Below are 11746 nucleotides of genomic sequence, written 5' to 3' on the forward strand. Positions count from 1 at the left end.
CTCATCAAGGACGTGGCCTCCCGGCCGGACGCGGAGTACCTGGACCAACTGCTGGCGGAGGCCGCGGGGGAACGGTCCCGGACGATCCTCTCGGTGCCGAAGTCGCTGACCGCGGGGCACGAGGAACCGCCGCAGCCCGCACCCACCGAGGACGGTACGGAAGCCGAATCCGGGGCGGACGCACCCGAGTTGACTGCCGACACGGGCACGGGCACGGGCAAGCCGACTGATACCGGTACGGGTACGGACGAGACCGTCGGCCGTGCGGAAGGTGGCACCGTCGATGCCGGTCACGAGAAGTCCGGGTCGCCATCGACCCGGCCCCGTACGGGGCGGAGGCGGCGGTGGATGGTTATCCCCCTGACGCTGGCAGCGATCACCACCGGTCTGGTGTTCCGGGAGAGCCTGCTGTCCTTCGGCGAGGACAAACCACCCGCGGCCCACAACTCCCCTTCCGCCACGGCCACTTCACCCACCCCCAGCGCCACCAGCCCCTCGCCCACACCGTCGCCCACCGCGACGAAGGAGAATCTGCGCACACCCGCCGGGGCCCGCAAGGTCGTACGGGAGATCAAGAGGCTGACGGGCAGGACGATCGTGACCGGCTCCTTCAGCCTGGACCGGGACAGCGCCGCCGTCAGTGTGCCGTCGAAGGACGGAGAGGTGTGGAACGGCTTCCGCTACGCGGAGGGGAAGGGCGAGGTGAGCGACAGCGGCGGCCGGATGAACGACGCCGAGACCTATGACATCGCGCAGGCGGACTGGGATCTGCTGCCCCGGCTCATCCGGATCACCAAGAACGACCTGGGACTGAAGAAGGCCGAAGTGACCGGTATCTACGTGGATTTGGACGACGCAAGGTTGGTGTTCAAGATCGCCGCCTCCGACAACTACGGTGGCGCCTGGCTGTACGCGGACGCCAGGACCGGCAAGATCGTCTACCGCCAGATGGCGAGCTGACCCCGCCGTGCACAGTGCCTTCACCACTTCGCCGCTGACGGCGCGGGTGGGCGTGGACAGGGCACGGTGGCGCAGGTTCCGGGCGGAGGCGATCGCCGGGCGGCACGGCGCCGACCTGGCCGAGCCGCGGTGGTGGAGGCGCACCGAACGGGCTTGGCTCGCCGGGGTGTTGGCGGTCTGGACGGGTGGAGCACTGGCTGGGCTGTACTCGGTGGAGGGTGCCTCGGCCGACCTGGTGCTGTGGTCGGTGCTGGTGTGCGGTCCTCTGCTGTTCGCGGCCCTCGCCCTGCTGGTGTGGCAGCGCACCGAATACTGGGGGCAGCGCGTCCAACTCCGGTATCGGCTGGGGGAGTTCGCGCGCGTCAACGGTCTGGTCCACGAGCCCGAGCCACAGGATGTGCCCCGGCTCGCGGCGCACATCTTCGAGGCGCCGTCGTCCCGTCACCGCCATCTGGACCGTTTCACGGTGCCCGGACGGTGCGGATTCGTGATCGCCAACTACCGGGAGTCCTCGGAGGACGGTTCCAGTGGGCAGGAGAGTGTCGAGGCCGGATATGTGGTGTTCCGGCTACGCAGGGCCTATCCGCACACTCTCCTCGCCCGCACGAGTCGCCCCGAGGTGCGGCGACTGCGCGACGTAGGACCGGTCGAGTGGCCGGACGGGCTCCGCCTCTGGTCGACCGCACCGGACGATCCGCCGCTGCGGAGGCTGCTGGAGAGCGGGGTCGTCGACCGGGTGGGCGAACTCCGCCGCGGCGCCCGGATCGAGATCGTCGGCCGTGAACTCTTCGTGCTGCGGCGGGAGTTCTGGCCGGTGGCCTCCCCGCGGTTGTGGGAGGGACTGGCCCCGGCGGCCGAAGCGCTGGCACCCTTCCTCGACGCTCCCGCCGGGGATAGGGAACAGGCTGACACCGAATAGGTAGTCCGGGGCTGCCGCAGCGGAGCCCGAGGCGAGGGAGTTCGGCTCGGGCGCCGCTGCGTGGTGGTCCGTCCCCCGACGTCAGCCGTTGTTGGCGAGGCAGTCGCGGTAGGCGTCGCGTGCCGGGCGTACCGCCTTGGCGGCCTTCTCCTTGTCGGCGATCGCGGTGTCCAGCTCGGCCTGCCGCTTCTCGACGTCCGGAGCGGCGGTCGCCTTCCGCGCCGCCTCCGCCTTGGAGCGCAGTTCCTTGATCCAGTCGCGGACGCTGTCCAGGAGGAGGGGGTGCGTCGCCTTCTTGTCGTCGTCGGACATAGCGTCGATCGCCTTCTGCGCGGCATCCGCTTCGGCGACGGCGGCGTCAGCCGTGGCCGCCGGATCATGCTTTTCCGCCGCATCGTACAGAGCGCCCGCCTTCTGCATCACCGGCTCGGAGTTCGCGTACACGTACCCGAGCCGGCCACTGTTGAAAGACCTGAACAGCTTGTAGCCCACCTCGGCCGTCTGATCGAGGGTGGCGCGGTCCGCGGTCGCCTGGTCGAGTGCCTGCTGGGTTGTGGTGACCTTGGCCTCAGCGTCTTCCTGCTGGTCCTGGGAGTCGAGGTAGGCGATGTTCTTCTCCGTGCAGCCGGGGGCGGCCTCTGCGGCGGTCGCCTGGAGGGGGGAGAGGACGGCCAGGGTGGAGGCCCCGACGAGGGCGGCGCGGGCGACGGTGGTGATCTTCACAGGTGGGTTCTCCCTGTTCAGTTGGTCGGTTAGCAACCGATCAACGAAGCCCCACTTCCAGGGATACGTTTCTTCATCCCTGCGGGCGAACTTCCCGCAGCCCCGGCGGACTTGGCGTCGTGGGCGTCGGTACGCCACGCAGAAAGTTCAGCAGGCCCACACCGCTCGGAAAGTTCAGAAGGTCTCGGGCAGGACGGCGGTGACCAGTTGGGTGGCCGGGTCGATGTTGACGCTCTGCTCACGGGCGAGCCGTACGGTGGTGCCGGGTTCGAACTGGCCCAGTTCTTCGGGCAGTCGGGGCCGGGTGTCCCGTAGCGGTGCGCCGTCCAGCCGGACCGTGATGGTGGTCGGCCACCAGTCGCCCTCCGGTCCCGGTTCGGGTTCGCCGCTGATGTGCACCGACTCGACCACGGCGTCCCGGATGTCCGCCCGCTCCCAGGGGCGTCCGTCGCGGAGTGCGAGCAGGGGGAGTGGCTGTTGTCGCTTCTCGATCCAGACCAGGTGCCGCATGGTGGGGTGCCGCCGGAACCCGAACAGCATTCCGGGGCGGACCGGGCAGCCGCGGTCGGAGCGGAACTCCCGGTATCCGTGGACCAGTTGGCCGGTGGCGGAGCCCAGTGGGCGGCCGATGACCCGGGCCGTGTGGGTCTGGTCCCCGGCGCTGGACCAGGTGGTGATCTCGACGCCCACCACGACGGCCGCCTCCAACTCGGTGTCGGGCCGCGGCCGTTCCGGGATGCGGACGCTGGTCATATTGAGCAGGCCCAGGGCGGTCAGGGTGGCGAGCAGCCCGGCCGCGATCCACGGCCACGGTAGGCCGGTGACGAACATCAGCACGATCGCGGCGGGTACGGACAGGCAGCCCAGGGGCGCGCTGATCAGCAGCCGGGTCTTTCGGCGCCGCCGGATGCGCCGGTAGTGGGCGAGCAGGAACGCATCGGGCGGGCCGGCCTCATGTGCATCGTCGTCGCTCATGTCAGTACCACGTGGGCCACAGCAGCCACCCTCCCCGTGCCGAGCGCGTCACCGGGACCCGGCCGGTGTGGCGGACGGTCGCGACGTCCTCCGGACGTAGGAACCCCCGTACGGTGGCGGCGAGTTCGCCGACCATGACATTCAGTCTGACCTCGACATGGCCGTGGCGCACCGCTCCCGTCGGACGGATGGCCCGCACCTCGGCGGATTCGGGTGTCTCGGTCAGCCGCTCCCGCAGTACCCGGTGGGCCTCGTCGTCGACCAGGCCGAGCCGGTGCCGGTGGTCCAGCAGCACCCGGCCCACCGCGGGCCCGTCCAGCTCCCACGCTCGGTCCCAAGTCCCGCCCTGCTCTGGGGAGTTGTCGTCCGGCTCGTGTCGTACGGGGAGGAACATGCCCGGTCGGACGTTACGGACGTCCGACACATCGAGGTGGATGAGTGAGGTGTCTCCGTCGGGTGTGCTGATGCGCAGACGGGTCGGTACGCCGCCGCCCTCGTCGCTGCTCTCACCGTCGAGGACCGCCTCGATGCGCGCGACCCGGACCGGACCGCGATCCCTGCCGTCCGGCATGGGGCTGCTGCCCGCCCAGGAGTGCAGTGACTCGGGGCCGTCCCGCCAGGAGGACTCGCGCCGGGTGAAGTAGCGGGCCGGATCGTGCGGTTGGGGAGGGGACATGAGGTTTTCCCACTCCCACAGGGTGTCCGCCCAGACCAGCAGCGCCACCAGCGCGAAGATCAGGGACAGTATGACCGGGATGACGCAGTCGCCTACGCCACCGCCGCTCATGGGCGGCTCCGCGCTATGCCAGAGCCTGTCATGGGCGACCTCCTGGCGGTGTTGCGGTCATATCTCCCCCGGTTCAACCCCGCGTCGGACCCGCGTTCCAACCCCGTCCCTGGCGGGTCAGTCCAGACAGAACTCGTTGCCCTCGATGTCCTGCATCACCAGGCAGGACTCGTTCTCCTCGTCGGCGAGCAGCAGCCGTACCCGTGCCGCGCCGAGCGCGCTCAGGCGGGTGCATTCGGCTTCCAGTGCGGCCAGCCGCTCCTCGCCGACGAGGCCGGTGCCGACCCGCACACAGAGATGCACCCGGTTCTTGACGACCTTGCTCTCCGGCACCCGCTGGAAGTAGAGGCGCGGGCCCACACCCTCCGGGTCCATGCACGCGAACCCCGAACCCTGACGCTCAACCGGCCGTGAACGCTCGAAGTCGGCCCAGGTGTCGAACCCTTCGGGCACCGGCGGTACGACATACCCCAGCACCTCGCACCAGAAGCGGGCAAGGCGTTCCGGCTCCGCGCAGTCGAAGGTGACCTGGACCTGTTTGATCGACGTCATCGGCTCATCGTAGAGGCGGGACCGGGGAGGTCGCCGCTCAATTTCCGGTCGGGTGCGGGTGCCGGGGCCGCCTGCGTGGGGCCCCGGCGCGGGTGTCCCGCCCAGGCTCAGCCCTTGGTGTCGTCCGAGTCCTTCTCGCCCAACTTGCCCACATACTCCTGGGCCTTGTCGACCGCGGTGTCGATCTTGTCGCTGTGCTTGCCGTCGGTCTTGTCGTCCACGAACTCGCCCAGCTTCTCCAGTCCGTCCTGGATCTTGTCGCCGTGCTCCTCCGCGAGGTCCTCCGCCTTGTCCTTGAGGTTCTTCAGGTTGTCGAACACCGTCGGCCCGCCTTTCGTATCGCACTGGTCCGCCCGACTCGGGCGGGGGCCATCATCCCAGGTGCGGCGGCCGCAGGGGACGAAGATCCGGAACGGGCCGCCGCCGGACCGTGTCGCCCTCATGACACCGGAAGGACCGGTAATGACACCGGAAGGACCGGCACCGGTACCCGGAGGTTCGCCGCCGGCTGTTGAGCTGTGCCCGAGTCCACCCCTTCCGTGGACCTGTACTCCACCGTGGGCGCGAGCGGCCGCCTCGCCATGGACCGCTTCCCCCTGACCGGCGCGTACACCACCTACGCCGTGCACGAGGACGGTACGCCGGACTACGTCACCGACTCCGCGGCCAGCGGCTCCGGTTGGGCGACCGGTGTCAAGACCGTCAACGGCCGTATCTCCAAGACGCCGGGCAGCGACAAGGCGGCCCGGACCATCCTGGAACTGGCGCAGCGCGGCGGATTCGCCACCGGCAGTGTCACCACCGCCGAACTCACCGACGCCACCCCCGCGGTGCTCGCCTCCCATGTCACCGACCGCTCCTGCCAGGGCCCCGCCGATATGGCCAAGTGCCCGGCCGACACCGTTGCCAAGGGCGGCCCCGGCTCCATCGCCGAGCAGAGCGTGGAGCACAAGGTGGATGTCCTCCTCGGCGGCGGCAAGCAGCGCTTCGACCAGAAGGTCAGCGACGGCAGGTACCAGGGGCTCACCGTCACCGAGCAGGCGCGGAAGCTGGGTTATGAGGTCGTCACCGACGACGCCTCGCTGAAGGCGGCCAAGGGCGGCAAGCCGGTGCTCGGCCTTTTCGCGCCGGGCAACACCGAATCTCGCCGACCAGACCACCAAGGCCATCCAGCTCCTGGAAGCCAAGCAGAAGGCGCACCACAAGCAAGAAGGGCTTCTTCCTCCAGGTGGAGGGCGCCTCCATCGACAAGCAGGACCACGCTGCCGACCCCTGCGGGCAGATCGGGGAGACCGCCGCCTTCGACCGTGCCGTGCGGACCGCCCGCGACTACGCCGCCAAGCACCCCGACACCCTGGTCGTCACCACCGCCGACCACTGCCACACCAGCCAGATCGTGCCGCTGGAGGCCAACCCGCCCGGTCTGTCGTCCACCCTGGTCACCGACGAGGGCCAGCAGTTGAAGGTCAACTACTCGACCAACACCCCCGGCCAGTCCCAGGAGCACACCGGCACCCAGGTCCGTATCGCCGCCCAGGGACCGCAGGCCTACCGGGTCCTTGGGGTCACCGACCAGACCGACCTCTTCACCACCCTGCGCACGGCCCTCGGCACCCGCTGAACCCACCCCGCTCCCTCGAAGCCTCGGGCAGGATGGGGGAGTGGATGTCGCGGAGTTGGTGCTCGAATATGTGAAGGCGCTGGCCTGGCCGCTGGTGGCGGTGGGACTGGGCCTGCTCTTCCGGAACCAGTTGGCCAGCGTCATCGACCGCGTTTCGAGAGTCGAAACCCCGGCCGGTTCGGTGGAGTTCGCCGCCGAGGCCCGTGCCACCCGCCGGGTCGCCGAGGAACTGACCGAAGCGGCCGAGGAACGCCGCCGGGCCGCCGCACTCCAAGACCCTCCCGCGACCATTCCGCCCCCGCAGTCACAGACACCGTCGTGGCCGTCGCCTTCGCCCGCTCGGACAGAGTACGAGGGGGTGCGGCTGGCGGACGCGGAGCGGGTGGCGGTTGAAGGGCCGACGGGAGCGGTCGGGCAGGGCGGCGGCTCGGACGGTGGGGCTAGGGGATTGCCCGTCGGGTGGTCCGTGGGGCCGTTCGCGGTGGTCTACGGGAAGCTTCAGGAGGCCGCGTGGCTCGCCGGGGACGACCCGCGGGAGGCGGTGAGGGTTGCGGCGATCGGACTAGTGGGCGGGCTGGATCAAATCAGGTGGACGAGTCCGCGCAGCCTTCTGCCGACGCCCATCCCCGTCAGCCCCCTCGAACTGGTCGAATCGCTCGCCGACCTCGGTGTCCCTCCTGAAATCATCGCTCTGCTACGGGAGTTGATGCGACTGCGTCACAAGTTCCTCCGCGATCGAGGCGCGGTGACGGTCCCCGCCGCCAGGGACTTCGTGGCGTCCTGCACCCACGCCCTCAAACTCCTGGAGCCCTGGGCCTGACCCGGACCCCCTCTCAACCAGGCCGCCCCGCCAGGCAGTTGTTGACCGTGAGGAGGAACTCCGCGTCGGTGAGGCCGAGTTCGCGGGCCTGGGTGATCAGGGCGTAGACGGACTCGGTCAGTCGGGCCTGGTCCGCGATGCCGGGTCTGGCGGTGATCACCGCGCCGCGGCCGCGGCGCAGCTCCAGCAGGCCCTCGTCGCGCAGGCGCTGGTATCCGCGCAGCACCGTGTGCACGTTCACGCCCAGCGACTCGGCGACCTCGCGGGCCGGCGGCAGCCGTTCGCCGGGGGCCGCGGTGCCCTTGGCGATCGCCCCCCGTACACAGGCGGCGATCTGCTCGCCCAGGGGCACGGGGGAACCGGGAACCACCCGGAACAGCATTCCTACGCACGCTCCTTGGAATCGCGTTCGACCAGGCCGTTGAGGAGGGCGGCGGCGGTGGCGGAGTCGTCGATGGTCACCACGTACTCGCGGTCCTGTGTGGTGGCGACCGAGAGGGCCTCGCCCGAGCGCAGCACCACGCCCCGGCGGCCGGGGGCGATCCGGTACCCCCACCCGCCGAAGTCCCCGATGGCCTGGACCCGGGTGCTGCGGGCACCGGTGATCCGGCTGAGGGGCACGGTCAGCCGGGGCCTGGGTATCAGCGTGGAGGACACCGTCAGACCGCGCTGGTCGACGGTGACCCGGACCGCGCCGAAGGCAGCGGGGAGCAGTCCGGCGAGGATGATCAGCGGTCCCGCGGGCCAGATCTCGAAGGCCAGGGCGACTACGCCGCAGAGGGCCACGCCCAGGGACGGTATGAGCAGTCCACGGGAGACGAGATGGCGGGTCCAGACCGCCGCCTCGCCCTCGGCCAGCGGCAGCGACGGGGTCGGCGGACCGGTGCTGCCGATCGGGCTGCCTTTGCCGATCAACCGCCAGGCCAGGGCGCCGGCTCCGACCGCCAGTACCAGTGCCACCAGCATCTGCCACAGCGGGAGTTGGACTGTGTGCGGGTCCTTGACGTCGCTGTGGGCCACCAGGGTGGCGACCAGTGGGTACCCGACCATGACGGCCGTGGCGAAGCCGATCGGGGTGGTGAGGCGGAAGGTCTGCTGCTTCTTGACCAGGGCGAGCACGGCGAACAGCACACCCAGGCCGGCGAGTATCGCGGCATCGCTCCACAGCGCGGTGTCGCGTCCGGAGAAGCCGTCGGCGGTGCCGTCGAAGGTGAAGTGGGTGGCCATCCGGGCGGGCAGCCGGTCGTAGCGGGTCAGGGCGGTGACGGCGTAGACGACGATCGCCACGACGAACGGAACGACTGCCAGGGCGCACCTGCGGACGGCGCTCATCTGACTCCCCCTCGGTCTCGCTGCTGCGGCCACACTTTTGTTCTACTTCACCTAGAACAATACCACCCGGACCAGAGTCAGACCGAAGCCGCAGCGGACCGCCCGGACCGCCCGGACCGCCCGGACCGTCCAGGCCCACCCCCACCCCGGGCCGGATTGAACTGCCTTCTCTGAAACGGGAGTTCACAGAAGTGCGGAATATTCGGTTCACCCGTCACTCTGGAGCGAGAACGCTGTCACGGGGTGTAGTGCGGAATCCAGAGCGGTTACCGGGGCGGTTATCCGAATGCGCTACTCCACCGGTCGCATGTCAGACAGAATCGCTTCTATGCGGGATATCCCGGCCGGGGTCAACGGCCTTTACAGGGAGGCGAGTTGGCCGGAATAATGGGTGCCACTTTTTGGCCATCGCGAAAATTTCCCTCCGGGCCCGAGCGTCGGCGCAGCTCATCAGGGTATGAACTGGTGTAGACCACAGGGGGTAGCGGAAAGGTCTTTACGGGAGGGCGCTGTTCATGGCCCACTTGTCGCGTCCACCACAAGTGGACGCGCGTAGACGCCGATCGGTTCCCGGCGTCACCGCACATGCTGCGCCACCGCGGTCAGAAGCCGGTCGCGGTCGGTGGCGGTAGACGCAGCGCGGCGCGCTACCGCCCAAGGCATCGCTCAGAACACCTGTGTCTCACGCCCCCGTTCCAGGAGGAAGTTTTGAACTCCCCACACCTCTCCTCGAAGTCAGTTCAGCGAAGACTCGCCGTCACCGGAGTGCTTTGCGCGAGCGTGGCGTTGACCGTCGGCATGACGTCGGGCGCCGCTTCCGCAAAGTCCGAAGCCACCGAATCCAAGATGCCCATCGGCCAGGGTTACATGGGCGTCGGCTACCTCCAGGACGGGCAGGATTTCGCGCCGTCCCAAGGGAAGCTGAACCTGGGCCCCGCGCCGACGCAGGCCGAGCTGAAGGCCAAGCCGGCCGGTGTCGACGTCTCGCACCACCAGGGTTCCATCAACTGGAAGTCGGTGCGCAGCGCGGGCATCGAGTTCGCCTGGATCAAGGCGACCGAGGGCACCGACTACAAGGACCCGAAGTTCAGCTCCAACTACTCGGGCGCCTACAAGGCCAAGGTGATCCGGGGCGCCTACCACTTCGCGCGCCCGAACAGCTCCAGCGGCACCACGCAGGCCAACTTCTTCGCCTCGCACGGCGGCGGTTGGTCCAAGGACAACCTGACGCTGCCCGGGGTGCTCGACATCGAAGGCACCTGCTACGGCAAGTCGAAGTCGTCCATGCGTACCTGGATCACGGACTTCTACAACGCCTACAAGAAGAAGACCGGGCGTGACGTGGTGATCTACACCAGCCCGAGCTGGTGGAACACCTGCACCGGTGGCTGGAGCGGCATGGCCACCAAGAGCCCGCTGTGGGTGGCCTCCTGGCGTTCCTCGCCGAAGATCCCGGGCGGGTTCAAGTCGCACACCATCTGGCAGTACACCGACTCGGGGAAGGTCAGCGGCATTTCGGGCAAGACTGACCGGGACACCTTCAACGGCAGTCGTGACCGGCTCCTGGCTCTGGCCAACAACACCCGCTGACGGGATCATCGGCACCTGGTGGCCGTCGGATTGACCGACCGGTGGCCACCGGGTGCCGTATGGCAAGGCACCGCATCCGACCCATTTCGGGAACGACGGTCTAGGTAAGGGAAGGACCTCATGAGCACGGTTGACGGGCCCCTCAGCAGACGCGGTGCCCTGCTCGCCGGTACGGCCGCGGTGGCCGCCGGCGTCGGGTTTGCGGGCCGGACGGACGCGGCGGATCAACTCGCCCCCGTGGCGGCGGAGTCGGCGGCGGAAGCGCTGGCCGCGATGACCCCCGCCCAGCGCGCCGGACAGCGCGTCATCTACTCCTACAAGGGGCTGACCCCGCCCGCCCAGTTGATGAACGCGCTGCGTGCCGGACGTGCCGCGGGCGTGATCTTCTTCGGGGAGAACATCGAGAGCCCCAGTCAGATCAAGCGCGTCGTCAAGTCGATGGTCGACGCCGCCGCCTCCGCCCCCCTCAAGGCGCCGCTGCTGCTGATGACCGATCAGGAGGGCGGCATGGTACGCCGGTTGCCCGGCGACCCGGTGCCGTCCGCGAAGAAGGTCGGCTCGTCCTCCGACCCCAAGGGCCAGGCCAAGACCACCGGTACCGCCGCGGGCAAGAACCTGGCGAGTGTCGGCATGAACGTCAATCTGGCGCCGGTGCTCGATGTGTACCGCACCGCCGGGGACTTCGCGGACCAGTATCAGCGCTCGTACAGCAAGGACCCGAAGGTGGTCAGTACCTGCGGGTCGGCGTTCATCACCGCGCAGCAGGCCACCGGGGTGGCCGCCGCGGCCAAGCACTTCCCCGGTCTGGGCCCGGCCAAGGCGGATCAGAACACCGACCTGAAGCCCGTCACCATCAAGACCTCCGCGGCCACCCTGCGCGGCACCGACGAGGTGCCGTACCGCTCGGCGATATCCGCCGGGGTGCAGATGGTGATGCTGTCCTGGGCGACCTATCCGGCGTTCGACTCCCGGCTGCCCGCGGGTCTCTCACCCACCGTGGTGGGCGAGTTGCGCAACCGCCTGGGCTTCAAGGGGGTCACCATCACCGACGCGCTGGAAGCCGGTGCGCTGAAGGGCCACGGGGGAGTGCGGGAGCGCGCGGTGGCCGCCACCGCGGCCGGGATGGACCTGATCCTGTGCTCGGCGCGCGACTCCAACCAGGGCCATGACGCGGTGGCCGCGATCCGGGACGCGCTGGCGGACGGCACCCTCGACGGGGCGGCCTTCGACGCGGGCGCCAAGCGCGTTCTCGCCCTCCGCCGGAGCCTCGCCTGAGAGTTGGTGTCATGCCGTCAGGCGGGTCCTGCCCCTTGGACAGGGCCTTGCCTGACGGCAGCCGACCCGATATCAACTCTCCTTGTCACCGGTCTCAACTCCCTTCCTGAAGGTGCCAATTGAACGGTAGAACGCGACTTTCCGCCGCAATAGCGGCGTCCGCGCTGCTGTCGGCGCTCGCCCTCCCGGCGA

11 protein-coding genes and 2 pseudogenes are annotated in these 11746 nt (G+C 69.3%); 6 read left to right on the plus strand and 7 right to left on the minus strand.

The genetic code is table 11. The annotated features are described in order from the left end of the window. Together ACFVST_RS28470 and ACFVST_RS28475 are read left to right on the plus strand one after the other, a co-directional pair. Window positions 1–960, plus strand: a pseudogene (locus ACFVST_RS28470) (hypothetical protein); the annotation flags it as partial. A 52-nt stretch (window positions 961–1012) separates the two neighbouring features. Then, a complete protein-coding gene (locus ACFVST_RS28475; protein ID WP_390156475.1) occupies window positions 1013–1879 on the plus strand; it encodes a hypothetical protein in 867 nt (288 codons plus the stop codon). 81 nt (window positions 1880–1960) lie between these two features. Here the strand turns inward: ACFVST_RS28475 and ACFVST_RS28480 are convergent, their stop codons facing one another. The 5 genes from ACFVST_RS28480 to ACFVST_RS28500 all read right to left on the minus strand — a co-directional run bounded on the left by ACFVST_RS28480 (window position 1961) and on the right by ACFVST_RS28500 (window position 5236). Then, window positions 1961–2602: a hypothetical protein gene (locus ACFVST_RS28480; RefSeq protein WP_390156476.1), complete on the minus strand. Its 642-nt coding sequence runs from the start codon at window positions 2600–2602 to the stop codon at window positions 1961–1963. 174 nt (window positions 2603–2776) lie between these two features. Next, a complete protein-coding gene (locus ACFVST_RS28485) occupies window positions 2777–3577 on the minus strand; it encodes a hypothetical protein (protein WP_390156477.1) in 801 nt (266 codons plus the stop codon). 1 nt (window position 3578) lies between these two features. After that, window positions 3579–4364, minus strand: a complete 786-nt coding sequence (locus ACFVST_RS28490; RefSeq protein ID WP_390156478.1) for a hypothetical protein — start codon at window positions 4362–4364, stop codon at window positions 3579–3581. A gap of 117 nt (window positions 4365–4481) precedes the next feature. After that, on the minus strand, window positions 4482–4916 hold the full coding sequence (locus tag ACFVST_RS28495) for a VOC family protein (protein ID WP_390156479.1): 435 nt from the start codon (window positions 4914–4916) through the stop codon (window positions 4482–4484). 107 nt (window positions 4917–5023) lie between these two features. Further along, complete coding sequence (locus ACFVST_RS28500) at window positions 5024–5236, minus strand: antitoxin (RefSeq protein WP_390156480.1); 213 nt, start codon at window positions 5234–5236, stop codon at window positions 5024–5026. Between the two features lie 234 nt (window positions 5237–5470). On the opposite strand from ACFVST_RS28500, the pseudogene ACFVST_RS28505 reads away from it, so the two are divergent. Together ACFVST_RS28505 and ACFVST_RS28510 are read left to right on the plus strand one after the other, a co-directional pair. Then, window positions 5471–6537 (plus strand): annotated as a pseudogene (locus tag ACFVST_RS28505) (alkaline phosphatase); the annotation flags it as partial. Window positions 6538–6577: 40 nt separating this feature from the next. After that, a complete protein-coding gene (locus tag ACFVST_RS28510; RefSeq protein WP_390156481.1) occupies window positions 6578–7357 on the plus strand; it encodes a hypothetical protein in 780 nt (259 codons plus the stop codon). Between the two features lie 13 nt (window positions 7358–7370). Here the strand turns inward: ACFVST_RS28510 and ACFVST_RS28515 are convergent, their stop codons facing one another. Next, the gene (locus ACFVST_RS28515; RefSeq protein WP_390156482.1) at window positions 7371–7739 is read right to left on the minus strand and encodes a GntR family transcriptional regulator; all 369 of its coding nucleotides are present in this window, start codon (window positions 7737–7739) and stop codon (window positions 7371–7373) included. Window positions 7740–7741: 2 nt separating this feature from the next. Next, the gene (locus ACFVST_RS28520) at window positions 7742–8689 is read right to left on the minus strand and encodes a DUF1648 domain-containing protein (RefSeq protein WP_390156483.1); all 948 of its coding nucleotides are present in this window, start codon (window positions 8687–8689) and stop codon (window positions 7742–7744) included. Between the two features lie 846 nt (window positions 8690–9535). Here ACFVST_RS28520 and ACFVST_RS28525 point away from each other — a divergent pair. Both ACFVST_RS28525 and ACFVST_RS28530 read left to right on the plus strand, forming a co-directional pair. Continuing rightward, complete coding sequence (locus ACFVST_RS28525; RefSeq protein WP_390156484.1) at window positions 9536–10279, plus strand: GH25 family lysozyme; 744 nt, start codon at window positions 9536–9538, stop codon at window positions 10277–10279. Window positions 10280–10399: 120 nt separating this feature from the next. Next, a complete protein-coding gene (locus tag ACFVST_RS28530) occupies window positions 10400–11554 on the plus strand; it encodes a glycoside hydrolase family 3 N-terminal domain-containing protein (RefSeq protein ID WP_390156485.1) in 1155 nt (384 codons plus the stop codon). The last annotated feature ends 192 nt before the right edge of the window (window positions 11555–11746 follow it).

The organism is Streptomyces sp. NPDC058045 (assembly GCF_042885635.1).
GTDB lineage: Bacteria > Actinomycetota > Actinomycetes > Streptomycetales > Streptomycetaceae > Streptomyces.

Bases quoted from the DNA above. Each gene is read 5' to 3' on its own strand.
- ACFVST_RS28485 (WP_390156477.1), bottom strand. From the start codon at position 3,577: ATGAGCGACGACGATGCACATGAGGCCGGCCCGCCCGATGCGTTCCTG.
- ACFVST_RS28490 (WP_390156478.1), bottom strand. From the start codon at position 4,364: ATGAGCGGCGGTGGCGTAGGCGACTGCGTCATCCCGGTCATACTGTCC.
- ACFVST_RS28495 (WP_390156479.1), bottom strand. From the start codon at position 4,916: ATGACGTCGATCAAACAGGTCCAGGTCACCTTCGACTGCGCGGAGCCG.
- ACFVST_RS28515 (WP_390156482.1), bottom strand. From the start codon at position 7,739: ATGCTGTTCCGGGTGGTTCCCGGTTCCCCCGTGCCCCTGGGCGAGCAG.
- ACFVST_RS28520 (WP_390156483.1), bottom strand. From the start codon at position 8,689: ATGAGCGCCGTCCGCAGGTGCGCCCTGGCAGTCGTTCCGTTCGTCGTG.
- ACFVST_RS28525 (WP_390156484.1), top strand. From the start codon at position 9,536: ATGCCCATCGGCCAGGGTTACATGGGCGTCGGCTACCTCCAGGACGGG.
- ACFVST_RS28530 (WP_390156485.1), top strand. From the start codon at position 10,400: ATGAGCACGGTTGACGGGCCCCTCAGCAGACGCGGTGCCCTGCTCGCC.